Source organism: Altererythrobacter sp. C41 (assembly GCF_016803135.1).
Taxonomy (GTDB): Bacteria; Pseudomonadota; Alphaproteobacteria; order Sphingomonadales; family Sphingomonadaceae; genus Pelagerythrobacter.
In genome coordinates this window covers 303277-327747 of record NZ_JAEVFE010000003.1, presented here as the reverse complement: position 1 = coordinate 327747, position 24471 = coordinate 303277, and the positions used below count along the sequence as shown (strand labels likewise).

Genomic DNA, 24471 nt, shown 5'->3' with positions numbered 1-24471 from the left:
TGCCGGCTAACCCCGCCAATATCTGCGGTTTGGGGAGGATTTTCAAGGTCGGAGCACGGAAATCGTGCGCGATTCGCGCGGTGTTCCCCGTCGATGGCACTCAGGCTTCCCCCGCGGCGTCGACCAGCGCGCTGGCGAGCGCCTCGCGCGGCGCCTTGTCGCTCCACAGCACGAACTGGAACGCCGGGTAGAACCGGTCGCATTCGTCGATCGCGGTTTCCACCAGCGCCTGCGCCTGATCGAGGCCCAGGAGGCCGTCCGCGCCGAGCATCACCCCGTTGCGATAGACCAGCATGTCGCCCTGCGACCAGATGTCGAAATGACCGAGCCAGAGCTGTTCGTTGACCAGCGCCAGCAACTCGTAGGCGTCGCGCATCTTCTCGCGCGGGACGCGAATGTCGGGCAGGCTGAGCAGTTGCAGCACCCGGTCCTCGTGCCGCCAGATCCCACGCAACTGGTACTTGCCCCAGCTCCCCTGGATCTCTCCGAGAATTTCCTCTTCCGACAATGACCTGCACGGCCACCCGCGCGCCTCGAACAACGCCGCGAGCATGTCCACGGGTGCCGCGTCGTCGCCGTTCAGAATGCCCTTCGCGCCCGTTCTCATGAGGTTAAGTCCCGGTTAGGAGTAACGAGCCGCTCGATGCAGCGAGAGGGGGCGGCGTGGCAATCGCCACCTCGCTTGCTGCTGGGGAGAACCGCACAAGACTGTTCAAAGCTTGTGCAAAAGCCGCGAGTGCGGCCTAGCGGAGGGGGACGATCTCCTGCCCTTCCTCGCTGGTGAAGGTGAAGCTGTCGAGCCCGGCCTCGCGCAGCTTGTCGACCGCGTCCTCGGCCGCCTTCTCGCTCTCGAACGGCCCGGCCAGGAGCCGGTTCGCCTCAACCCAGGGGGTCGTCATCGGCTTGAAATCGCCGAGGATTTCGGGTGCCTTCCGACTGATTCGGCGCCAGTCGTAGCGGAATGCCGAAAGATCGCGGCCGGTCGCCACCTGGACCCAGAAACGCCGCGGATGCGCCGGCGGCTCGGGCTTGGCGGGCGGTTTCTCCGCCACTTCGCGCGGGGGTTCGATCAGAGTGATGTCGACCGCGCCGGTCGATCGCGCGAACGAGGGCTCGGGGCCGAGCTTGAACGCGGCGAAGGCGTCGGCCACGGTGGCCGGAGGGGGATCGTTCGCGGCTGGAGCGCTGCTCGCAGCCGCAGGCGTGCTCGCAGCGACGGCCGAGAGATCGAACCCGGGTGCGGGCACCGGCGTAGCTGCCGCGAGGGCGACCCGTGCCGGCGCCTGCGCGACCTGCTGCGGCGTTTGAGGCACCTGCTGGGTGGTCAGAGCCACCTGCTGCGGTTCCCGGACCGCCTGCTCCGGTTGTACGGGCGGCAGCTCCACCGAGGCTGCGCTCGCGGTCCGGGCGGGCTGCGGCTCGGGCTCGGGCACTTCTTGCACGACCGGCCGCGAAACGGTTCGCGGCGCCGCACGCGTCGGCGTGCCGCCCGTGTTCGCCACCTGCTGTGCAGGCTGCACGGTCGCACCGGCTGTTGCAGCCGCACCACCCGAATACTGCGCTATGCGGGGATCGTCGCGGCCGATCTGCGCGGCCCGCGGAAAGGCGCCGAGGTTGGCCGCCGCCGCCTGCTGCGCCTTGGTCAATCGCCGCATGTAGCGCAAGTAGGGCGCAATCCGCGCGGAAAGATCGCGCGGCATGACCGTCTCGGCGATCGCGACCGCTTCCTCCTCCTCGCCGAGAATGGCGAGTCCGAAGGCGCGCGTGCGGAATCCGGCATAGTCCTCGCGCGCGAGCTGCGGATAAAGCGTCGCCTCGAACCCCTTGCGGTCGCCGGCGATGGCCTGGCTGATGGCGAGGCGGCGGACGGTCTCGTCGTCCTGCTCGGTCGCGAGCGCCTGCCGGTACTGCGCCTGCGCGGCGGCATTGTCGCCGACGAGATCGTAGGCGAGGCCCCGCGCGCTCGCCAACGTGGTGGTCGAGACGCCGGCGCGTTCCGCTTCCCCGAACAGGCGCAGCGCCTCGATCGGCCGCCCCGAGCGGACGAAGGCGCCAGCGAGCCCGAGCTTGACCCGCGCGTTCTCCGGCGAAAGCTCCTGCGCGCGGCCGAAGAAGCCGATCGCCGCTTCGATATCGTTGAGGTCGAGCGACGCGTTGCCGGCATCGATCAGCGCATCGACGTCGCGCGCATTGCGGGCGAGGCGGCGGAGCGCATCGCCCAGATCGCTGACGCTCGGCGGCGGCAGTGGCTGGACGACCGCACGCGACACCGGCCCGTCGTCCTGCGCGGCGACGGGCGCGGCACCGGCGCAAACCGCGATCGCGGTCGCTCCAGACAGGATATGGCCGAGATTCTTTCGCATAGCGATGGCGACCGGCCATAGTCGCCCACGGCTCACCTTCATAGGGTGGCTATCGCACAGGGCAGTTGAACCGTTTCGAAACGAAGCTCGGGCGCACGCCTACTGGTTGTTCTGCCGGCCGAGGAAGCGCGGGATGTTGAGCGAGCTGCCGTCGTCCTCGTCGTCCCGATTCTCGTCGCGGGGCGCATTCTTGGCATCCTTGTCGGCCGAGCCGCGCGAGAGATTGGCCATGCGCTCGAATAGCGTCGAACCGCCGCTCGAACCGCTCTCCTCGCTCACGAGTCCGCGGCGACGGCCAATGCCGGGACCGACGTCGACGCGCGGCTGAACCGGGCGGTTCTCCTCCGCGAGACGGTCGGCGTCGAGCAGGAGCTCGTCCTGCCGGGCCGACTCGCGCGCGCTGCTTGCCGGCGCCTCGGACGTCAGGTCGAGCGGCTCCTTGCGCGGCCGCTGATCGCCCTGCGCCGGCTCCGGCTGGGCGAAGCCGCGACTGGCGCCCACGACCGCGTGGTCGGAATCGTCGGCGGGTTCAGTCATGCCTTCGCCGGCCGCGGCATTGCCGCGCGACTCGGCGATCTCGTTGCGCAGGCCAGCCAGCGGATCGACGACGCCTTCGACATCCGCCTGCTCCTCGTCCTCATGATCGGCCGGAGCGGCGTAGGAGACCGGCTCGCGGCTCGGCTCCGGCGCCTTCTCTTCCTCATACTCGCTCTCGCTCGGCAGTTCGAGCACCGGCCGCTTCGGCGCACGGCTGGCAGCGAGCGGCATCGGGCGACTCTCCGGGCTCGCTTCCGCGTTGGCATCGATCCCGGTGGCGACCACGGACACGCGAATCTTGCCTTCGAGATCGGCGTTGAAGGCCGAGCCCCAGATGATGTTCGCGTCCTCGTCCACCAGTTCGCGGATGTGGTTCGCCGCCTCGTCGACCTCGAGGAGCTTCATGTCCTCGCCGCCGATGATCGAGATGATCACGCCCTTGGCACCCTGCATCGAAACGCCTTCGAGCAGCGGGTTGGCGATGGCACGCTCGGCGGCTTCGAGCGCGCGGTTCTCGCCCTCGCCCTCGCCGGTGCCCATCATCGCCTTGCCGGCTTCCTGCATCACCGATTCGATATCGGCGAAGTCGAGGTTGATGAGCCCGGGCATGACCATGAGGTCGGTGATCGAACGGACGCCCTGCTGCAGCACTTCGTCGGCAAGCTGGAACGCTTCCTTGAAGGTGGTTTCCGCCTTCGCGATCAGGAACAGGTTCTGGTTGGGAATGACGATCAGGGTGTCGACATGCTTCTGCAGCTCGACGATCCCCGCCTCGGCCGCGCGCATGCGGCGCGTGCCTTCGAACAGGAACGGCTTGGTCACGACGCCCACCGTCAGCACGCCCCTGCGGCGCGCGAGTTCGGCGATGACCGGCGCAGCGCCGGTGCCCGTGCCGCCGCCCATGCCCGCGGCGATGAAGCACATGTTCGCGCCGTCGAGCGCGTGCTCGATCTCGCTCACGGTCTCTTCGGCTGCGGCCTTGCCCACTTCGGGGCGCGCCCCGGCGCCGAGGCCGCCCGTGATTTCCGGCCCGAGCTGGATGCGCGTGGGCGCCGGCGAATTGCTGAGCACCTGCGCGTCGGTGTTGGCGACGATGAACTCGACCCCTTCGATCTGCGCGGCCATCATGTTCGCGATGGCGTTTCCGCCCGCGCCGCCCACGCCGATCACCGCAATGCGGGGGCGCAGGTCTTCGGATGCTGCGGGGCCGATATTGATGCTCATGGGGTGTCGCTCCAAGGGGTAGTATGCGCGAAGGTTTCTGGCCACACAGTTTGGCACAAAGCGAATCCCCGTTGCATAGGGCGCAATCGCTTATCCACAGTGGTTAACCGCCCGGCGTTCATATCAAAAATAGTCCCGCACGGCGCGCGCCACGCGGTTGACGAGCCCCAGGCCGGTGTAGCGCATGGTCGGCTGGTAGCTCGGACCGACCGAGCGAATGTCGATCGGGTCGTCCGCGGCATAGAGGCACAGCCCCGCGAGCGTCGCGAAGCCTGCGGTGGAATGTGCCTCCGGCAAGCCGCGCAGCGCCGGCGGCTTGCCGATGCGGACCGGGCGGCCGAGCGCGCTCTGCGCGAATTCCGCGATCCCCGCGAGTTCGGCGCCGCCGCCCGTCAGCACGACCTGGCTTCCGCGCGATCCGGAGAAGCCCATCGCCTTGAGCGCCTTGCCCACTTCGTCGGTGAGGCGGGCGAGCTGTTCGGTGACCACCGACACGAGTTCGGCGCGCGGGATCCGGTTCGCCTCGCCGCCGGCGGCCGCCGTGTCGTCCCCGCCGTCGCCCGGCCCGTTCACCGGGATCATCTCGCGGTGGTCGGTCGGGCTCGCGATCGCGGAGCCGGCGACGCACTTGAGCCGCTCCGCCTGGAAGCGGCGGACACCGAAGCTCGAGGCAATCGCGTCGGTGATGTCCGCGCTGCCGAACGGGATCGCCTTGAGGCCGAGCAGCATGCCACCCGCATAGAGCGAGACGTTGGTCACCTCGCCGCCGATCTCGATCAGCGCCGTGCCGAGCTCGCGCTCCTCGGGCGTGAGGCACGAATATCCTGCCGCGATCGGCGCCGCGACCACCGCCTCGACGTCGAGATGCGCGTTCTGGACCGCCTCGATCAGGTTCCGCACCGGCGCGCCGTCGGCCAGCATCACGTGGATGTCGACCCCCAGCCGTTCGGCGTGGAGACCCTTGGGATTGGCGACGCCGTGTGCGCCGTCGAGCGTGTAGTGCGCCGGCTGCGCATGGAGCACCATGCGCCCATCGGGCTGGATGCTCTCGCGCGCGGCGACGAGCAGGTGCTCGATATCCTCTTCCTCGATCCGCCGACCGCCGATGTCGATTTCGACTTTCGCGACCTGGCTCCCCAGCCCCGCCCCGGCGCAGCCGATCCAGACGCTGGAGATGCTCGCCCCGGCATTCTTCTCGGCGCGCTCGACCGCGTCGCGGATCGCGTAAGTCGCGGCCGCCATGTCGGTGACGTAACCGCGCTTGATGCCCTGGCTCGCGCGGTGGCCGGAGCCGAGCACGATCATCTCGCCCGTCTCCGACAGGCCCATGATCATCGCCGATATGCGGAACGAGCCGACGTTGACCGCCCCGAAGACCTTGCCGATGCGCGGCATGCCCATCACTCGCCCCCTTTCGCTTCGAGCGTCTGCGCCGCGCGGCCCGGAATGCGCATGTAGATGCGGTCGGGCGCGCGCATGTCGAACGTCGCGACCTTGCCGCCGAGCAGGCGGTTGACTCCGTCGAGCCGCGCAAAGGCGACCAGCGCGCCGGCGGACTGATCGTCACCCTGCGGCAGCGCGAGGATCTGGCCGGTATCGAAAGTGAGATTCCAGCGCCGGTTGCCGACCCATTCGGCTTCCTTGACTTGCGGCTCTATCGCGGGCGCGGCGGCCAGCAGATCGGACAGGGCCTGGACCTGGTTCCTGGCCCCGGGTCCGGCGATGACCAGCATGCCCTTGGCATTGGCGGGCGAGATCGGCTCGAGTTCCGCCCCGCTCGGATCGATCAGCATAAGGCGGCCCGGCTTGCGCAGCACCGCATGCGGCGTGCGCTCGACGACGTCGATCACGAGACTGTCGGGCAACTGGCGCGACACGCGCGCATCCTCGACCCACGGCAGCTCGAGCAGCTCGGCGCGCAGCGCCTCCAGATCGACCAGCGGCATGGGCATGTCACGCTGCGCCAGCGCGCGTTCGTAGACCTTGAGCTCGTTCATCCGCTCCACGCCGGTCACCTTGACCCGGCGGACCTCGAACCCGGCATCGGAGGCGAGCAGCGCCACCTGCTGCTGGGCCATGGCAGGCACGCCGGCGAGATTGGCGACGAACAGCGCCAGCGCGATCGCGCCGCCGAAGATGAGCGCCAGGAAGACGCGGTGAAGCTGCTCCTCGGTGAAGGGCAGCACAGCCATCAGCTTGTCGAGCAGGGAGCCGGTTTTCGCCCGCGCCCGCCGCGCCGTCTGCGCGCGCCCCTTGGCCGCGGCAGAGCGCCGCACGCCCTTCGTCGCCTTGCGGCTAACCGTCGCCATCGTCCGCTCTCCCCCCGTCGCCGTTCCGCCCCGCGAGCGCATTGGCGACGATAGCCTCGACGAGATCCTCGTAGCTCATTCCGCAGTGCCGCGCCTGCTCGGGCACCAGGCTGAGCGGCGTCATCCCGGGCTGGGTATTGGTTTCGAGCACGAACAGCCCGTCTTCGCCCTGCTCGTCGTCCCAGCGGAAATCGGTGCGGCTGCAACCCTTGCACCCGAGCACGCGGTGCGCGCGCACGGCGAGGTCCATGCACAGACGCGCGATGTGCTCGGGGACTTGGGCCGGGCAGATGTGTTCGGTCAGCCCGTCGGTATATTTCGCATCGAAGTCGTAGAAACCGGATTTGGGGACGAGTTCAGTCACGGTCAGCGCGCGCGGACCGTCCGCCTCGTCGACCACCGCGACGGTCAGTTCGCGGCCGCGGATGTACGGCTCGGCGAGCAGATGGTCGAACTCCTGCCACGGACCCTTCGCCGCGCGGGCTATGGGATTGCCGTAGTTGCCGCCCTCGGTGACGATGGCGACGCCGACCGAGCTGCCCTCGTTGACCGGCTTCAGCACGTAAGGCCGTGGCAGCGGATCGCGTTCGTAAAGGCTCTCGCTCTCGACGATGCGCCCGCCCGGCATCGGGATGCCGTGCGGTACGAGTGCCTGCTTGGTCAGCTCCTTGTCGATCGCGATGACCGAGGTGGCGAGGCCCGAATGCGTATAGGGCACACCCATCAGATCGAGCATGCCCTGCACCGTGCCGTCCTCGCCCGGCACGCCGTGGAGCGCGTTGAACACGACGTCGGGCGCCGCCTCGGCAATGCGGGCGGCGACCTGGCGATCCATGTCGATCCGGGTCACCCGGTGACCACGCGCTTCCAGCGCCTTGGCGACGCCCTCCCCGCTCATCAGCGAAACCGGCCGCTCATGGGCCCAACCGCCCATCAGGACGACGATGTGGTACTTCTGCATATCGCTCACGGCCGGCCCACCCGCTGGATCTCCCATTCGAGCATCACGCCCGAATGCGCGTAGACGCGCCGCCGCACTTCTTCGCCCAGCCCTTCGATGTCCGCGCTCGTCGCGTCGCCGGTGTTGATCAGGAAATTGGCGTGCTTCTCGCTCACTTGCGCCCCGCCCATCCTCAGGCCGCGGCAGCCGGCGGCATCGACCAGACGCCAGGCCTTGTCGCCTTCGGGGTTCTTAAAGGTCGAGCCCCCGGTCTTAGTGCGCAGCGGCTGCGACTCCTCGCGCGCCCGGGCGATGCGGTCCATTTCCGCGCCGATCTCGGCCGGATCGCCCGGAACGCCGCGCAGGCGCGCGGTCACGACGACGGCGCCTTCGGGTAGCGCCGAGTGCCGGTAGGTATAGCGCAGGTCCGCGGCCGGCAGGCGGACCAGCTCCCCGCCCGGCATCACCACGTCGCAGTCGATCAGCACGTCGGCCACTTCGCGCCCGTAAGCGCCGCCGTTCATGCGAACGAAGCCGCCGACCGTGCCCGGAATACCGCGCAGGAACTCGAGCCCGGCAATGCCGGCGTCGCGCGCCGTGGAGGACACGAGAATCCCACTCGCCCCACCGCCGCATTCGAGCACGTGATCGTCCTTCACCGCGACCCTGGCGAAAGCCTTGCCCAGCCGCACGACCACGCCCGGCACGCCGCCGTCGCGCACGATCATGTTCGACCCCAGGCCGAGCGCCATGATCGGCAGATCGCCATGGAGGCGGAGCAGGAATTCGCGCAAGTCGTCGAGATCGGCCGGCTCGAACAGCCAGTCGGCCGCGCCGCCCGTCTTGAACCAGACGAGCTTGGCGAGCGGCGCGCGCGGCGTCAGCGTGCCGCGAATGCCTTCGGCGGAGACCGGTCCAGCGACGGCGCCTTCGACCGCGCAGTCCGGCGCCATGCCGTCGTCGAGCTCGGGCCAGTCGAACTGGTCCATCATGCCGCCCGCTCCCGGCCGACCGCGTCGGCGAGGCAGGCGGCCCACTTGGTGATGTCGCCGGCGCCGAGGCAGACGACCAGATCGCCTTCGCGGACTTCGCCAGCCAGCGCGCGCGCCAGCTCTGCCTGATCGGCGACCGTTGTCGCCGCACGATGGCCGCGGGATTTCAGACCGGCGACCAGCGCGTCGGAATCGATACCCGCCACCGGCTCCTCACCCGCGGCATAGACCGGGGTGACGTAGACCTGATCGGCGTCATTGAAGCAGTTCTGGAAGTCGTCCATCAGATCGCCGAGCCGCGAATAGCGATGCGGCTGCATCACCGCGATCACCCGCCCATCGGGATTGCCGGACACGCTCTCGCGCGCCGCGGCCAGCACGGCCCGGATCTCGACCGGATGGTGCGCGTAGTCGTCGATGACGATAGCGCCCGCAACCTCGCCCACTTTGGTGAAGCGCCGCCGCACCCCGCCGAACTGACCGAAACCGTTGCAGATCGTCTCGTCCGAACAGCCCATCTCGATCGCCACCGCGATCGCGGCGAGCGCGTTCTGGACGTTGTGGCGCCCGGGCATCGGCAGGCGGACGCATTCGATCCTGCGGTCTCCGTCGTGGCGCTGGCGCACGACCACGTCGAACTCGTTGCCCCCGGGCACCGGCCGCACGTTGACCGCGCAGACATCGGCCTGGAGCGAGAAGCCGTACGTCACCACGCGCCGGTCGCGCACTTTGCCGATCACCGCCTGGACTTCAGGGTGGTCGATGCACAGGATCGCCGCGCCATAGAAGGGCACGTTGTGGATGAACTCGATGAAGGCGTCCTTCACCCCATCGAAATCGCCGTAGTGGTCGAGATGCTCGGGATCGATGTTGGTGACGACCGCGATCGTCCCGTCGAGCCGCAAGAAACTGCCGTCACTCTCGTCGGCCTCGACCACCATCCAGTCGCTGTCGCCGAGGCGCGCGTTGGAGCCGTACTGCTCGATGATCCCGCCATTGATGACGGTCGGATCCACTCCCCCCGCATCGAGCAGCGCGGCTATCATGCTGGTCGTGGTCGTCTTGCCGTGCGTGCCCGCCACCGCAACGGTATTCTTGAGCCGCATCAGCTCGGCGAGCATCTCCGCGCGGCGAACGACGGGGATGCGATGCTCGAGCGCGGCGACGACTTCCGGGTTGGTGCGCCGGACCGCCGTGGAGGTGACGACCACCGCCACGCCTTCGACGTTCTCCGCCACATGGCCGATCGCAACCTCGATCCCGCGCGCGCGCAGCCGCTCGACACTCGTGCTTTCGGCGATGTCCGACCCCTGCACGGCATAACCGAGGTTGTGCATGACCTCGGCGATTCCGGACATGCCGATCCCGCCAATGCCGACGAAGTGAATCGTCCCGATATCGGTCGCGACGCCCTTCATGGCATGATCCTCCCCATTTTGCGTAGCCAAATGGGGAGGGGGACCGCGAGACGCGAAGCGGCTCGTGGTGGAGGGGCAACGCGCTCCACAGCCCCTCCGACCGACGCCTGCGGCGTCGCCCGCCTCCCCATTTGTGCTGCGCAAAAATGGGGAGGATCGATTGGTGCGATCCGGTTCATGCGAGCGCCTCCCGGCCTTTCGCTTCGGCCGCTTCGCCCCCGACACGGATGACGTCCATCATCTCCGCCCCCCCGAAACACTCGACGAGATCGGCGAGGTCTTTCGCCGCGTCGGGCCGGCCGCAGTTCCAAGCTGCGTGTGCAGCGTTCGCAAGCGCCTGCGGATGCTGGGCGAGAACCTGAATCTGCTTGGCCAGTTCCTTGGGCGTGAACCGTTCCTGCCGGATCATCCGCGCACCGCCCGCCTTCGTCAGTTCGCGAGTGTTCGCGGCCTGGTGGTCGTCGGTCGCGATCGGCAGCGGGATCAGGATCGCCGGGCGGCCGACGGCGGTCAGCTCGGCGATGGTCGACGCTCCTGCGCGACCGATAAACAGGTGCGCGTCGGCGAGACGCGTGGCCATATCCTCGAAATATGTGCCGAGCTCGGCAGGAATGTCGTGGCTCCGATACCGCTCGCGCACCGCGTCGATGTCCTCCGCACGGCATTGCTGGGTGATCTGGAGCCTCTGGCGCAGCGCCGGGGGCAACATGGCCAGCCCGTCGGGCACGATCTCCGAGAGCACGCGCGCACCCTGGCTGCCGCCGGTCACCAGCACGCGTAGCAGTCCTTCTTCGCTCAGGGGCGGAAAGGGTTCCTGCCGCAGTTGCAGCACCTCAGCACGCACCGGGTTGCCGACGAGGTGGACTTTCTCCGCATGCTTCGGCTTCAGCCGGGCAATGTCGGGATAGGCGGTCGCAATCGCCTGCACGCGCCCGGCGAGCATGCGGTTGACCCGGCCGAGCACCGCGTTCTGCTCGTGCACCAGGCTCGGTATGCCGGCGGAAGTCGAGGCGAGCAGTGCCGGCAGGGCGGGATAGCCGCCGAACCCGACCACTGCGCTCGGCTCGAACGTCTCGAACAGGCGGAGCGCCATCTTGCGCCCTTCAAGCACGGCGCTCGCCCCCTTCGCCCAGGCGAGCGGGTTCTTTCCAAAGCGCCCGGCGGGAAGGACATGCGCAGGCAGGAACGACGGCTTGCCCGGGATCACAGCGCCCCGCTCGTCGGTGACCAGCGCGACATGGTGCCCGCGCCGTTCGAGCTCGGTCGCGAGCGCGAAGGCCGGAATCAGGTGCCCGCCGGTGCCGCCCGCCGCGAGGACATAGTGGCGGTTCGCGCCGGTCATGCCTGCACCTCCCGCCCGAACAGCCGGTGCCAGAGGCCAGGCGAATTGCGCCTGAGGAACGGGTTGCGCCGCGTGATCGCGAGCAGCAGCCCGACCGTGAGGCACACCGCGATGGTCGAAGAACCGCCGTAGGACACCAGCGGCAGCGTCATTCCCTTCGACGGCGCGAGTTGCAGGTTCACGAGGATGTTGATGAACGCCTGGCCGCCGATCAGCACCGCCAGCCCCGATCCCGCGAGCAAGGTGAACAGATCCTCCTCGTCCACCAGGCGCACGAGCACGCGCACGATGATCGCGAGGTAGAGCAGCACGATCAGTCCGCAGACGAGCAGACCGAATTCCTCGCCGATGACCGAGAAGATGTAGTCGGTGTGGGCTTCGGGCAGGCTCATCTTGCGCACCCCGAGCCACAGCCCGCTCCCCGTCCATCCGCCCGCGAGCAGCGTGCGTTCGGCAAGGTCGACCTGGTCGTAAGCCGTGCCGCCCGCGAAGAAGTCGTTGATGCGGTTGCGGCCGTTTTCGTAGAACAGATAGGTCATGCACGAGACGATCGCGCCCGCGCCGAGCACCATGCCGAGGCGCTGCGTCGACACCCCCGACAGGATCACCAGCGCAAACCACACACCGGCGAAGAGCACGGTGTCGCCGAGATTGGGCTGGAGCATGAGCAGCATGCCGACGGCGCCCATTACGCCGGTCGCGATCGGGATCACCGGCAGGTTAGGATCGCGGGCGCGCCAGGAGATCACCCAGGCGAGCGCGATGGCGAACGCGGGCTTGAGGAATTCCGACGGCTGGAACGAGAAGCCGAGATCGATCCAGCGCTTGGCACCGTTCACCTCATTGCCCACGATCGGCACGAGCACCAGCAGACCGAACATCACGGCGAACAGCATGATGCCCGCGCGGCGCGCGTTCTCGCGCGAGAGCATCGCCGCGCCGAACATCACCGTAAGGCCCACCATCTGCCACCGCAGGTGCGCCCAGTAGAAATAGAGGTCCGGCAGCGTCTCCTTGGCGGTCGAGAGACGGTTCGCGCTCGCAGGCGATGCCGCCGCGACGGCCGCGGTGCCGACCGCCATCAGCGCCAGGATGAGGAACAGGAGCACGCGGTCGATCTCGCGCCACCAGATCTTCAGCTCCGCGCGCCGCGTACTGCGATAGCGGTCCGCCCGCGGCGCGCGTTCGCCGGAGCGGGGGATATAGGGCGGGCTCGTAGTCATGCCGCCGATTTCCCGGCGAAACAGTCAATGGGCGGGCTCGGCTCGCCGATCAGCATGGCGACGAGTTCGCGGAAGTATTCGCCCCGTTTTTCGTAGTCGCGGAATTGGTCGAAACTCGCACATGCGGGCGATAGCAGGACGACGTCGCCGGGCCCCGCCGCAGCCATGGCCAGGCGGAGCGCCTGGCACATCAGTTCGGCCTTCTCCACGCGCACGCGGCCTTCGAGCAGCTCCGCGAAGCGCGGGCCCGCCTCGCCGATGGTGTAGGCCGCCGCGACATTGCCGATGAACGCCTCGCACTCGCCGAGCCCGTCTTCCTTGGGCAGACCACCGACGATCCAGTGGATGCGCGGACGCGGGCTAGGCGGATAGGCCGCGAGCGCGGGCGCGGCCGAGGCGGGATTGGTCGCCTTGCTGTCGTTGACGAACAGCACGCCGCGATGGTCGGCGACGACTTCCATCCGATGCGGCAAGCCCCGGAAGCTCGCCATGGCGGCGAGGACCGCCGCGCGCGGCACGCCCAGATCCTCGCACAGTGCCGCAGCGATCGCCGCATTCTCGAGGTTGTGCGGCCCCTGCAGCGCCGGCCAGTTCGCCTGCTCCCCGGCAAGCGCGGCCCGATCCGCGCAAGTCACGCGGCCAGCGGCGCGCCGGGCCTGCTCGGCATGGAAGATCGCATCGGTCGGCTCGTCCGCGCAGCCGAACACGGCGAACTGGTCCGCCGCCTGCATCGCGAAGAGGCGCGCCTTGGACGCTGCGTAGGCCGCGAAGTCCCCGTAGCGGTCGAGATGATCGGGGGTGACATTGCCCAGCGCCGCGGCGTCGCAGGCGAGCGAGCGGGTGAGATCGATCTGGTAGCTCGACAGTTCCAGCACGTAGACGCCGCTTTCGGGCAGCGGCTCCTGCGCCAGGATCGGCAGACCGATGTTGCCGCCCATGCGCGCGGGCACGCCGGCGCTTTCGAGGATGTGGTGGACGAGCGCGGTCGTCGTCGACTTGCCGTTGGTGCCCGTAATGCCGACCACCTTGTGCGCGGGCAGCGACCCGCGGGCGAGCGCGAAGAGCTCGATATCGCCGATCACCGGCACGCCGAAGCGGGCCGCCCGCTCCGCGATCGGATGCGTGTTGAGCGGCACGCCCGGCGACACGACCACGCCGTCGAAACCGGTGAGATCGATGTCCAGCGGATCGGCGAGCCGGGCGCGGCCGCCGACTTTGTCGCGCGCCACGTCCTGCCGGTCCCACGCGACGACTTCCGCCCCGCTCGCGAGCAGGGTGTCGACCGCGGCCAGGCCCGACCGGGCGAGACCGAGGACCGCGTAGCGTTTGCCGCAGAAGGCGCCCGAAACGATCATCGCAGCTTCAGCGTTGCCAGGCCCATCAGCGCGAGCACGATGGCGACGATCCAGAAGCGGATCACGACTTTGCTCTCGCTCCAGCCGAGCTGTTCGAAATGGTGGTGAATCGGGGCCATGCGGAAAATCCGTTTGCCCGTACGCTTGAACCAGAAAACCTGAATGATCACCGAAAGCGCCTCGACCACGAACAGGCCACCGACGATGGCGAGCACGATCTCGTGGTGTGCGACGACCGCGATCGCGCCCAGCGCGCCGCCGAGCGCGAGGCTGCCGGTATCGCCCATGAAGACGGCGGCCGGCGGCGCGTTGAACCACAGGAAGGCGAGCCCCGCCCCCATGATCGCGGCGCAGAAGATCGCCAGCTCACCCGCCCCGGGCACGTGCGGAATGCCGAGGTATTGCGAATAGTCGACGCGGCCGACGAGATAGACGATCAGCGCGAACGTGCCGGAGGCGATGATGACCGGCATGATCGCCAGTCCGTCGAGCCCGTCGGTGAGGTTCACTGCATTGCCCGCGCCGACGATCACGACCGCGGCGAAGATATAGTAGAACCAGCCGAGCTCGAAGCCGAGATCGTTGAAGAAAGGCACGTAGAGGAACGTGTTGATCTGGCTCACCACGATCCACGAGGCCACGCCCGCGACGATGAATTCGAGCAGCAGCCGGACCTTGCCCGATACGCCGTGATGGCTCGACTTGGAGATCTTGTCGTAGTCGTCGAGGAACCCGATTATCCCGAACCCCACGGTCACCGCGAGGCAGGCCCAGACGAACGGGTTCTTGAGATCCATCCACAGCAGCATGGAAATCACGAGCGAGACGAGGATCATCAGTCCGCCCATCGTGGGCGTGCCCCGCTTGGCGAGGTGGGTCTGCGGCCCGTCCTCGCGGATCGGCTGCCCCTTGCCCTGGCGCACGCGCAGCATGTTGATGAACCGCGGGCCGATGAGCAGGCCGATCAGCAACGCCGTCATCAGTGTCGCACCGGCGCGGAACGTCTGATAGCGGACGAGGTTGAGGGCGCCTTCGAAACCCAGCCACTCGGCGAAGAGGTATAGCATTCAGCCGTCCCGGCCGCCGTGATCCCTGGCGGCGAAATGAGTAACCAGCCTGCCGAGACCAACCGAGTTGGAGCCCTTGACGAGGATCGCATCGCCAGCCGCGATGCCGAATTCCTCGAGCGCCGCGATCGCTTCGGCAGGTCCATCGCAATGCGCGAACGTCAGCCCGCCCGCAAGCGCACCGCCTGCGCCTTTCCCCAAGTCCCGTGCAAGCGCGCGCATTTCGTCGCCCACCAGCACCGCGTGGTCGACTTTCGCCTCGGCCAGCGGTTCGGCAAGCTGCGCGTGATAGGCGGCGGAGAAGTCGCCGAGTTCCTTCATGCTGCCGAGCACGGCGATCCGGCGCGAGGCGGGCGTCTGGCCGAGCTGGCGCAGGGTCGCGCGCATCGAGGTGGGATTGGCGTTGTAGCTTTCGTCGATCAGCAGCGCGCGGCCGCCGGTCGCGGCAATCCGGTGGCGTGCGCCGCGGCCCTTGAGACCGCCCATTTCGGCTAGCGCGAGCCCGGCCGATCCGAGATCACCCCCTGCCGCGCGCACCGCCGCCATCACCGCGAGCGAATTGGCGATCCAGTGCTCGCCGGGCTCGGCGACCGAATAGCATAGCCGCGTATCGCCGAGGTCCGCCGTCACCAGCGCCCCGCCGTTGGCCGAGGGAATCGCGTCGAGCAGGCGCAGATCGGCGTGCGCGGCGCGGCCGAACGAGATGATCCGGGCCCCGGCGGCGAGCGCCTGGCCGCGCAGCCGCTCGAAGTGCGGCGAATCCGCCGGGATCACGGCCGTGCCGCCCGGCTCGAGCGCGGTGAAGATTTCCGCCTTGGCGTCGGCGATCGCCTCTTCGCTGCCGAGGTTCTCGATATGCGCCGGCGCGATCGTCGTGATCACGGCCACCTGCGGGCGGACCTGCGCGGTCAGCGCGGCGATCTCGCCGGCATGGTTCATGCCCATCTCGAAAACGCCGTAGCGGCTGCGCGCCGGCATGCGCGCGAGGCTGAGCGGCACGCCGACGTGGTTGTTGTAGCTGCGGACCGAACGATGCGCCTGGCCGCGGCTGGCGCGGTCGAGCGCGGCGAAGATCGCTTCCTTGACCCCGGTCTTGCCGACCGATCCGGTGACGCCGATGCGCACCGCGGCCGAACGGGCGCGCGAGGTGGCGGCGAGCGCCGCCAGCGCCGCATTGGTGTCGCGGACCAGGATGTGCGGCCAGTCGATCGGCCGGTCGACCACTGCGGCCGCTGCGCCGTTGGCAAACGCCTTGTCGAGAAAGCGGTGCCCGTCGGTCGCTTCGCCCTTGAGCGCGAAGAACAGATCGCCCGCACGCACGTCGCGCGAGTCGATCTCGACCCCGGCGACCTGAAATGCGCCACTGGCGGTGCCGCCCATGGCCTCGGCGAGCGCAGCCGAGTCCCACAGCGCCAGGCCGAGGCTGTCGCGCGGGCGGACCGGCCATGCCCGCAAGGCGCGGTGCGCGCTCATGCCTGGCCGCCTTGCGCCGCGGCGCATTCGCGCGCGACCGTCACATCGTCGAATGGCAACACCCGCATCGTCTCTCCCGAACCTACGATCTGGCCCTGCTCGTGACCCTTGCCGGCGATCAGCACGATATCATCCGCGTCGGTCATTTCGATGGCAGCGCAGATCGCCTCGCGCCGGTCGCCGATTTCGGTCGCGCCGGGCGCGCCGGACATGATCGCGCCGCGGATCACCGCCGGATCCTCGCTGCGCGGATTGTCGTCGGTCACGATGACCGCATCCGAATGCTCGCTGGCGACACGGCCCATCTCGGCACGCTTGCCGGTATCGCGGTCTCCACCGGCGCCGAACACGGTGATCAGCCGTCCGGCCACATGCGGGCGGAGCGCGGCGATCGCCGCCTCCAGCGCGTCGGGCGTATGAGCGTAGTCGACGTAGACCGGCGCGCCCGACGGTGCGATCACGGCGCGTTCCAGGCGTCCGCGCACCGGCTGCAGCCGCGCGACGCCGTCCAGCGTCGCCGCAGGGCGGCCGCCGGTGGCGATCACCAGGCCCGCCGCGACCAGGGCATTGGCGACCTGATAGGCGCCGATCAACGGCAGGCGGATCGTGCGCCGCTCGCCGGCGTGTTCGACCGTCAATTCCTGCCCGAGTTGGGTGGGCGCATGGGCGATCAGGCGGATGTGCTCGCCGCGCTCGCCCACCGTCAGGACACGCAGCGAGCGGCGGCGCGCATGTTCGATCGCGCGGTCGGCCCATTCGCCCTTGCCCGTCCAGACGACCACGGCGGCATTGTCCGATACGACTTCGTCGATCAGCCGCATCTTGGCCGCGAAGTAGTCTTCCATGCTCGCATGATAGTCGAGATGGTCGCGGCTGAAGTTGGTGAAGGCGGCGGCGGAGACTCGAAGGCCCTCGTTGCGGAACTGCGACAGCCCGTGGCTCGAGGCCTCGTAGGCGACATGCGTCACGCCCTCGCGCGCGAGTCCGCTCATGTTCGAAAGGAAAGTGACGATGTCGGGCGTGGTGAGGCCGGTCGAAACGCTCTCGTCCGATGTGGTGACGCCGAGCGTGCCGATCGACGCCGCGCGTTCGCCCGCCATGCGCCAGAGCTGCCGGGTCATCTCGACGGTCGAGGTCTTGCCGTTGGTGCCGGTCACCGCGACGATCGTCGGCGGCACAGGCGCGAAGAACTGCGCGGCCAGCCGGGCGAAGGCGCGGCGCGGTTCGGCATCGGCGATATGGACCGCGCCTTCCACGCGCACGTCCGGCCGGGCGACCACCGCCACGGCGCCCGCCGCGATCGCAGCCGGAATGAAGTCCTCGCCGTTGAAGGCGCTGCCGCGGAAGGCGCCGAAGACCGTGCCGGGCGCGACCTTGCGGTGATCGATCGCGAAGCCCGTGACCTGGACATCGGAGTCGCTGCCGGGCGTCATTCCGGCGGCGCTGACCAGCCGCGCCAGCCTCACTTGTCCCCTCCGCCGATCAGCGGCCGCAGATCGCTGATGTCGACGTCTCGCGCATCGTCCGGACGCACGCCGAGCAGCGGCCCGATGCGCGGAATGAGATTGCCGACGATCGGCGCCGCATTCCAGGCGGCGGTCCGCTGGAACGAGCTGGCCGTGGTGCCCTTGGGCTCGTCGAGCATGGCGACGACCACGTAGCGCGGGCGATCCATCGGGAAGGCTGCGGCGAACGTCGAGATGAGCGCACTGCGCTGATAGCCGCCTGCGCCCGGCTTCTCGGCCGATCCGGTCTTGCCGCCGACGCGGTAACCCGGTGCGTTGGCGTTGCGGCCGGTGCCGTAGGCGGCGATCATCCGCAGGAGCTGGCGCATGCGCGCGCTGGTCGAAGCCTTGAACACGCGGCGACCCCGGGGCGCTTCGCCGGGCTCGAGCTTATGCATCGTCGTCGGCCGCCAGATGCCGCCGTTGACCATGGCAGCGTAGGCGCTCGCGAGGTGCAGCGGGGTGACCGCGATGCCGTGACCGAAACCGACCGTCATGGTGCGGATGCGCGACCAATCCTCACTCGGCCAGATCGGCATGCCGCGCGCCGGCAGCTCGATATAGGGCCGCTCGTTCATGCCCAGGTCGATCATCGTCTGACGCAGGCGTTCCGGGCCGAGTTCGTCCGCGATCCGCGCCGTCACGGTGTTCGACGAATGGATCAGCGCCTCGGGCACGTTGAGCGTCGCGCCGAGCGGGTGACTGTCCTTGATCGTGTAACCGGCGATGGGCACGGGCCTCGCATCGTAGCGGTAGCCGAAGTCGCGCACCACTCCGGCGTCGATCGCCGCGGCGACGGTGAGCGGCTTGAAGGTCGATCCGAGTTCGTAGACCTGGTTGGTCACCCGGTTGAACATGTACGATTCGCCTTCGACGTCGATCTTGTTCGGGTTGAACTCGGGCAGCGAGGCGAGCGCGAGGACTTCCCCGGTGTCGACGTCGAGCACGATCCCGGCGGCGCCGAGCGCGTTGACTGCGAGCATGCCGCGGCGCAGTTCGTCTTCGAGGGCGCCCTGCACCCGCACGTCGATCGACAGCGCGGCCGGCTCGCCGCGGCGCGCTGGATCGGTCAGGCGCTCGTCGAGAACCTGCTCCATCCCGACCTGGCCATTGCCCATCGCGTCGACATAACCGAGGACGTGCGCGGCCATGTGCCCCTGCGGGTAATAGCGGTCGGTCTCCTGCGGCATCTCCAGTGCGAGCTCGCCGATCGCCTGCACGCGGTTGGCGTCCTCGGGCAGGACGCGGCGGCGGATATAGCCGGGCTTGCCCGACGCGAGTTGCTCGGCGACCTGCTCCACGTCGAGTTCGGGGAAGATCGCCACGAGTTCGGCCGCGACCTGCTTCGGGTCCTTGACCAGCGGCTCTCCATCCTCGCCGAGCGCCTCGGGATTGTACCACAGCGCGTAAGCGGGGAAGGCGCGGGCGAGCGGCACGCCGTTGCGGTCGGTGATCTCGCCGCGCGGCGGGAGCAGCGCCTCCTCGAGCGAGGCGACGGTGGTGGCGCGGTCGCTGAGGCCGAGGAACGCGATCCGCACGAGCGCGACGACGCCGATCGCCACGAACAGCAGTGCCAGCCACAGCGCGCGCCAGCGCGCGACGGTGAGCGAGCGCTGGCGGTTGGTGATCAGATGAACCCGGCCGACCGAGATCGCCGTGCTGACGGTCAGCGCGTTCATTCGGAGAACTCTGCGAACGCCGTCTCGAACGCGACCCGGCCGGACAACCGGTCGGCCAGCGAGCGCGTGCTGGCGACTGCCTCGCCCTCAGGGCGATCGTCCTCCACGCCGGCCGGCTCGCCGGTGACGGGAGAAACCATCTTCGGGAACTTCATCGTCTCCGCGGCAGGCGCACGGGCGACGCGGATCGGTTCCGGCCCGCCGATCGCGCGCGGCAGGCCGAGCGCGGCGAGCTCGCGCTCGTTGTCGAGGAACTGGTCGGCGCGCGGCGCCTGATAGCCGAACTCGACCCGGTTCCAGTTGGCGAGCTGCTGCTGGTTGGCGCGGGTTTCGAACTCGGTTTCGAGCAGCAGGTTCTCGCGCTCGAGCGCGATGATCTGGCGTTCGGCCAGGCGCACCTCGCTCTTCACCGCATTGACCCGGAAGGTCAGCACGACGAAACCGGCGAGGCAGATGCTGAGCACGACGGCCCAGCCGATCTGACGCATGCGGCTGCCGACGGTCATCATGCCGCCTCCCGCGCCGGCGCGGCGGTGCGGACCGCGTGACGCAATACGGCCGAGCGTGCGCGCGGATTGCGCGCAACCTCGGCCTCGCCCGGGCGCACGGCCCGCGACACCCTGGCGAATGCTGCGGGCGCAGCTTCGACCTGCGGCAGATGGCGCGACCCTGCGGTCACGGCGGAGGCTTCGCGCAGGAAGCGCTTCACGATACGGTCCTCGAGGCTGTGGAAGCTGACGACCGCGAGCCGGCCGCCCTCGCGCAGCAGCCTTTCCGCTGCGGCAAGGCCCGTCATGAGTTCGTCGAGCTCGGCGTTGACGTGGATGCGGATCGCCTGGAAGCTGCGCGTCGCCGGGTCCTTCGGCGCACCGGCGCGGTAACCGAGCGCCTTGCGCACCACGCGGGCCAGATCGCCGGTCGTCGAAAGCGGCCGCGCCGCAACGATCGCGCGCGCGACCCGGCGCGACTGGCGCTCCTCGCCATAGCGGTAGAGCACGTCGGCGATCTCCGCCTCGTCCGCATTGTTGACGAAATCGGCCGCGTTGGGGCCGGACTGGCTCATCGTCATGTCGAGCGGCCCGTCGGCGGAGAAGGCGAAGCCACGCTCCGCCTGGTCGAGCTGCATCGAGGACACGCCGATATCCATTGCGACGCCATCGACTTGTGCCACACCGGCTTCGCCCAGCGCCTCGACCATTTCGGAGAAGCGCCGGGGATGGAGCACGAGACGCGGAGGCTCCTCGGAGGTTTCCGGCCAGGTGCGACCGGCGGCGATCGCGTCGGGATCGCGGTCGAAGGCGTGGACGGTCGCACCGGCGTCGAGCAGCGCGCGCGTGTATCCGCCCGCGCCGAACGTGGCATCGACGATCACGTCGCCCGGGCGCGGAGCGAGTGCGGCGAGCACTTCGTCGAGAAGCACCGGGACGTGCGGGGTCGCGGGGCCGCTCATTTGCGCGCCGCCTTGGCTTCGTGCTCGGCCACGAGATCCGCGCAGGCACCCTTGGCGCTCGCCCAGTCGTCGTTCATCCGCGCCAGTTCGGCCGGGTTCCAGATCGTGAAGAAGCGGCCGAGCCCGTGGAAGTAGAGCTGGTCCTCGATCTTGCCCAGGCGCACGAGGTGCGAGGGCATGACGAAACGCCCGCTGTCGTCGAACGGGACGCGCATGTAGCCGAAGAGCTGTGCCGCGCGCGTGTCGCGATCGAAGTCGAGCCCGCGCTTCCAGGCCATGTCCTCTTCGCGGTCGAGTTGCGCTTCGAGTTCGTCGTGACGCGAGAGGCCGAAACCGACCAGGCAATCGAGCTTGGGATGCTTGTCGATACAAAGGACGCGGCCGTCGCTCGATTCCTTGACGAGATTGCGGAAGGCGGAGGGCAGGACGTAGCGGCCCTTGTCGCCTGCCAGCGACAAGGCCTGACCGCTAAATCCTGTGAACTTCTGCGCCTCCGGCACCGGGTCCGCCCCCATCACCCAAAGGGTTTGCTCCTGCGGACATGCCTTCCCCGCCCCCGCCAGCGCGCAAACACTGGCGGCTCACCCCGCGAATCGGGGCGCAGCACGAGACGACCTGTCCGATGGAAGACATTTCTAAACCGGCAAAATGCGGGAAGAAAGGGAAATTTAGGGGATTATCGGGGATGAGTCGGTAAACTGTTGCTTGGTAAGTGAAAATTCTGAACTCAAAATCACTCTTAGGCCCGCGACCAGACGCGATTTTCCCTGGGATCCCCGCCTGATCCCCGTGGAATCCGGGTGCCGTCCCGTGAAATCCCCGATCATGACGAAGGTCAGCGCCGGCCGCTGCCGAAGGCGCTGGCGGTCAGCCATTCGAGGGCATCGGCCCGAACCGCCCGCCCCTCGCCTTCGGCGTCCTCGAACAGTGCGGCATCGGCGATTACCGTGGCCTTGCCCTGTTCGATGGCGCACTGCGCAAACAGCCGGTCGTAGGCGATCCAGCAGTCCTCGGTGCTCGTCGGATAGCCCTCGGCCGGATGGAGCGTTCCCGCGAGGTTCACCGGAAGCGGCGCGCTATCGGTAGCGATCGTTCGCTCGCCACCGGTCTGCTCGGGATCGAAATGCATCTCCAGGCCCCAGCGGCCGAGGATCGGCGAAAGCAGCGCGACGTCCTGCGGTCGGCGCCGGTCGCCGATCGCGAACCGCGACTCCGCCGTCAGCAGGGGATCGGCGAAGACCAGCACATGGCCGCCCGCGCGAACCCAGTCGTCGAGCGCGACGTTCTCCTGTGGCGACAGCGCGCGCGGCTGAGCAAGGAGCAGAACGTCGATGTCGTCGAGATCCCGGGCCGTGCCGCTTTCCGGGGCCGCGAGCGTATCGAGGGGAAGGAGTTCGAAGCGGTCTTCCAGCGCCCCGCGAACCCAGCCCGGATGCGCTTGCCGGTCGAGCATCGCGGACATGTCGGCGGCTTCCGCCCAGTAGATCGGCAGCGTGGTGAAGAGGCCCAGAACGGGCTTGGGGCGCCCCGCCCCCGCGAGCCCCCAGCCCGCAAGCGCAACGGCGATCGCCCCCGCAACCGCGAGGATCATCAGCTTATTCCGGGTCGGTCGCATCGTCCGGATCGAGCACTATCACCGGAACCTGGGTGGACGTTGGCGTCGGGGTAGGTCGCGCCGGAACGTCGGGAACGACCCCAGCATCGGCCAGGGGATCGTTCTGCTGGCTGTGCACCGGCGGTGGCAGCACGGTTGCCGCGGCATCGGGCACGCTGGCGGCCTCGGTACGGTTGGCCCGCTCCATGATCACGCTGGCAAGCGCGAGCATCAAAACGATCGCCGCGAGACCCGAGAGCCCGACCTGCAGCCGGTGCAGCGATTCCGAACGCGTGCCCGCGATGCCGACCGCGGTTTCCTCGGGCCCGCCCCGGCGCCTCGCACCGAGAAAGTCGCTGATTCTGCGCATATAGTCAGGCTACGCCTTCGCGCAGGCCAGTCAATCGCGTTCGAGCCAGTCGAACACCGGCAGGCCCTTCGCCTCGAGCCATTCGCGGTTGTAAAGCGTGGAGAGATAGCGGAAGCCGGTGTCGCACAGCACCGTCGCCACGCGCGATCCCTTGCCGAGCTGGCGGCCGAGCGCGACCGCCCCGGCGACGTTGATGCCCGAGGACAAGCCGAGGCAGAGCCCCTCGTCGCGCAGAAGGCGCGCGACCCATTCGAGCCCTTCCTCGTCGGAAACGCGGAACTGGGTGTCGATCGGCGCGCCTTCGAGATTGGCGGTGATCCGTCCCTGCCCGATCCCCTCGGCGACCGAGCTGCCTTCAGCCTTGAGCTCACCGTGCGCGTAGAAGTTGAACAGCGCCGCGCCGTGCGGATCGGTGAGCGCGATGGTCACCTTCTCGTCGAATTCCTTGAGGCCCATGCCGACGCCGGCGATGGTCCCGCCGGTGCCTGCTGCGCAGGTGAACCCGTCGATCCGGCCTTCGAGCTGCTGCCAGAGCTCGGCCGCGGTCCCCTCGATATGCGCCTTGCGGTTGGCGACGTTGTCGAACTGGTTGGCCCAGATCGCGCCTTCGGTCTCTTCCGCAAGGCGGCGGCTGGTGTGGACGAAGTGGTTGCAATCCGAATACTTGGTCGGCGGCACAAGCACGAGCTCGGCGCCAAGCGCGCGCAGGGTCGCCATTTTCTCGCGGCTCTGGTTGTCCGGCATGACGATGATCGTGCGGTAGCCGAGCGCATTGGCGACGAGCGCGATGCCGATGCCGGTGTTGCCCGCCGTCCCCTCGACCACGCAGCCGCCGGGCTCGAGCTCTCCGCGCGCCTCGGCATCGCGGATGATGCCGAGCGCCGCGCGATCCTTCACGCTGGCGCCGGGGTTGGCGAATTCGCATTTGCCCCAGATCTCGCAATCGGCCGCCTCGCTCGGCCCTTTGAGCAGGACGAGCGGCGTGTTGCCGATGAGTTTGAGGGTATCGGGAGTGGGCGCAGGTGCGGTCATCGGTGTAGAGCTAGGTTTCCGGGCGCGCCCGCGCAATGCAATTGCGGTTTGCCGGGGGATACGAGTCCTATGATCTGATCTTCAGATCCTCCCCATTTTTTGCGGAGCACAAATGGGGAGGTGGCAGACGCCGCAGGCGTCTGACGGAGGGGCGAGGTCACGCAAGGCCCCTCCACCACGAGCCGCTTCGCGTGTCGCGGTCCCCCTCCTCATTTGGCTTCGCAAAATGGGGAGGATCGGTTCTCAATCTTCCTGGGCGATGGTCACTTTCAGGCCGTCGAGATCGTCGGTGAAGGGAATCTGGCAACCCAGCCGCGAGTTCTCGTTCCGATGGTCGCTGCTTTCGAGCAGGTCGTCCTCGTCCTCGCTCATCGCAGGCAGGCTGCCCTTGAACGCCGGGTCGACATGCACGTGGCAGGTCGCGCATGAGCAGCAGCCACCGCACAGGGCCAGAAGCTCGTCGAACCCGTTGTCGCGGATGGCTTCCATCACCGTCAGGCCGTCGGCCACGTCGATGGCGGATTCCTCGCCGGCGCGATTGACGACGATCAGCTTGGGCATTGCTTGCTCTTCCCTTATGGCTGGGCCCGAAGCGGAC

The 24471-nt window shown here is 68.6% G+C and carries 22 protein-coding genes; all 22 read right to left on the bottom strand.

Annotation, left to right across the window (positions count from 1 at the left end; translation table 11 throughout):
* Positions 1 to 100 precede the first annotated feature (100 nt).
* The 22 genes from JNO53_RS08520 to JNO53_RS08415 all read right to left on the bottom strand — a co-directional run bounded on the left by JNO53_RS08520 (position 101) and on the right by JNO53_RS08415 (position 24434).
* Positions 101 to 607 (bottom strand): YbjN domain-containing protein, encoded by a 507-nt coding sequence (locus JNO53_RS08520; protein WP_203109636.1) that lies wholly within the window; start codon positions 605 to 607, stop codon positions 101 to 103.
* A gap of 136 nt (positions 608 to 743) precedes the next feature.
* Complete coding sequence (locus tag JNO53_RS08515) at positions 744 to 2363, bottom strand: SPOR domain-containing protein (protein WP_203109634.1); 1620 nt, start codon at positions 2361 to 2363, stop codon at positions 744 to 746.
* Between the two features lie 99 nt (positions 2364 to 2462).
* Positions 2463 to 4124 (bottom strand): cell division protein FtsZ, encoded by a 1662-nt coding sequence (ftsZ, locus tag JNO53_RS08510; RefSeq protein WP_203109632.1) that lies wholly within the window; start codon positions 4122 to 4124, stop codon positions 2463 to 2465.
* Positions 4125 to 4247: 123 nt separating this feature from the next.
* Positions 4248 to 5525, bottom strand: coding sequence for a cell division protein FtsA (gene ftsA, locus JNO53_RS08505; protein ID WP_203109630.1), 1278 nt, complete (start codon positions 5523 to 5525; stop codon positions 4248 to 4250).
* Positions 5525 to 6433, bottom strand: coding sequence for a cell division protein FtsQ/DivIB (locus JNO53_RS08500; protein WP_203109628.1), 909 nt, complete (start codon positions 6431 to 6433; stop codon positions 5525 to 5527). Before JNO53_RS08500 ends, ftsA begins: the two co-directional genes overlap by 1 nt.
* A complete protein-coding gene (locus JNO53_RS08495) occupies positions 6420 to 7394 on the bottom strand; it encodes a D-alanine--D-alanine ligase (protein WP_238401774.1) in 975 nt (324 codons plus the stop codon). The genes JNO53_RS08500 and JNO53_RS08495 overlap by 14 nt, the downstream gene beginning before the upstream one ends.
* Before the next feature lie 5 nt (positions 7395 to 7399).
* Entirely contained in the window at positions 7400 to 8326 is a 927-nt protein-coding gene (gene murB / locus JNO53_RS08490) for a UDP-N-acetylmuramate dehydrogenase (RefSeq protein ID WP_238401773.1), read from the bottom strand.
* A gap of 35 nt (positions 8327 to 8361) precedes the next feature.
* Complete coding sequence (gene murC, locus JNO53_RS08485; protein ID WP_203109622.1) at positions 8362 to 9783, bottom strand: UDP-N-acetylmuramate--L-alanine ligase; 1422 nt, start codon at positions 9781 to 9783, stop codon at positions 8362 to 8364.
* A gap of 175 nt (positions 9784 to 9958) precedes the next feature.
* On the bottom strand, positions 9959 to 11125 hold the full coding sequence (murG, locus tag JNO53_RS08480) for an undecaprenyldiphospho-muramoylpentapeptide beta-N-acetylglucosaminyltransferase (RefSeq protein WP_203109620.1): 1167 nt from the start codon (positions 11123 to 11125) through the stop codon (positions 9959 to 9961).
* Entirely contained in the window at positions 11122 to 12348 is a 1227-nt protein-coding gene (locus JNO53_RS08475; protein ID WP_203109607.1) for an FtsW/RodA/SpoVE family cell cycle protein, read from the bottom strand. Before JNO53_RS08475 ends, murG begins: the two co-directional genes overlap by 4 nt.
* On the bottom strand, positions 12345 to 13703 hold the full coding sequence (gene murD / locus JNO53_RS08470; RefSeq protein ID WP_203109605.1) for a UDP-N-acetylmuramoyl-L-alanine--D-glutamate ligase: 1359 nt from the start codon (positions 13701 to 13703) through the stop codon (positions 12345 to 12347). Before murD ends, JNO53_RS08475 begins: the two co-directional genes overlap by 4 nt.
* Positions 13700 to 14770, bottom strand: a complete 1071-nt coding sequence (gene mraY, locus JNO53_RS08465; RefSeq protein WP_203109603.1) for a phospho-N-acetylmuramoyl-pentapeptide-transferase — start codon at positions 14768 to 14770, stop codon at positions 13700 to 13702. Before mraY ends, murD begins: the two co-directional genes overlap by 4 nt.
* A complete protein-coding gene (locus tag JNO53_RS08460) occupies positions 14771 to 16243 on the bottom strand; it encodes a UDP-N-acetylmuramoyl-tripeptide--D-alanyl-D-alanine ligase (RefSeq protein ID WP_203109601.1) in 1473 nt (490 codons plus the stop codon).
* A complete protein-coding gene (locus tag JNO53_RS08455; protein ID WP_203109599.1) occupies positions 16240 to 17709 on the bottom strand; it encodes a UDP-N-acetylmuramoyl-L-alanyl-D-glutamate--2,6-diaminopimelate ligase in 1470 nt (489 codons plus the stop codon). Before JNO53_RS08455 ends, JNO53_RS08460 begins: the two co-directional genes overlap by 4 nt.
* Positions 17706 to 19427, bottom strand: coding sequence for a peptidoglycan D,D-transpeptidase FtsI family protein (locus JNO53_RS08450; protein ID WP_203109597.1), 1722 nt, complete (start codon positions 19425 to 19427; stop codon positions 17706 to 17708). Before JNO53_RS08450 ends, JNO53_RS08455 begins: the two co-directional genes overlap by 4 nt.
* Positions 19424 to 19936, bottom strand: coding sequence for a hypothetical protein (locus JNO53_RS08445; protein ID WP_203109595.1), 513 nt, complete (start codon positions 19934 to 19936; stop codon positions 19424 to 19426). The genes JNO53_RS08450 and JNO53_RS08445 overlap by 4 nt, the downstream gene beginning before the upstream one ends.
* A complete protein-coding gene (gene rsmH, locus JNO53_RS08440; protein WP_203109593.1) occupies positions 19933 to 20877 on the bottom strand; it encodes a 16S rRNA (cytosine(1402)-N(4))-methyltransferase RsmH in 945 nt (314 codons plus the stop codon). Before rsmH ends, JNO53_RS08445 begins: the two co-directional genes overlap by 4 nt.
* Complete coding sequence (locus JNO53_RS08435; protein ID WP_203109772.1) at positions 20874 to 21392, bottom strand: division/cell wall cluster transcriptional repressor MraZ; 519 nt, start codon at positions 21390 to 21392, stop codon at positions 20874 to 20876. The genes rsmH and JNO53_RS08435 overlap by 4 nt, the downstream gene beginning before the upstream one ends.
* 320 nt (positions 21393 to 21712) lie before the next feature.
* Positions 21713 to 22468, bottom strand: coding sequence for a Gldg family protein (locus JNO53_RS08430; protein ID WP_203109591.1), 756 nt, complete (start codon positions 22466 to 22468; stop codon positions 21713 to 21715).
* Between the two features lie 4 nt (positions 22469 to 22472).
* On the bottom strand, positions 22473 to 22841 hold the full coding sequence (locus JNO53_RS08425) for a hypothetical protein (protein ID WP_203109589.1): 369 nt from the start codon (positions 22839 to 22841) through the stop codon (positions 22473 to 22475).
* A gap of 30 nt (positions 22842 to 22871) precedes the next feature.
* Positions 22872 to 23873, bottom strand: a complete 1002-nt coding sequence (locus JNO53_RS08420; protein WP_203109588.1) for a cysteine synthase A — start codon at positions 23871 to 23873, stop codon at positions 22872 to 22874.
* Between the two features lie 243 nt (positions 23874 to 24116).
* On the bottom strand, positions 24117 to 24434 hold the full coding sequence (locus JNO53_RS08415; protein ID WP_203109587.1) for a 2Fe-2S iron-sulfur cluster-binding protein: 318 nt from the start codon (positions 24432 to 24434) through the stop codon (positions 24117 to 24119).
* Positions 24435 to 24471: the final 37 nt, after the last annotated feature.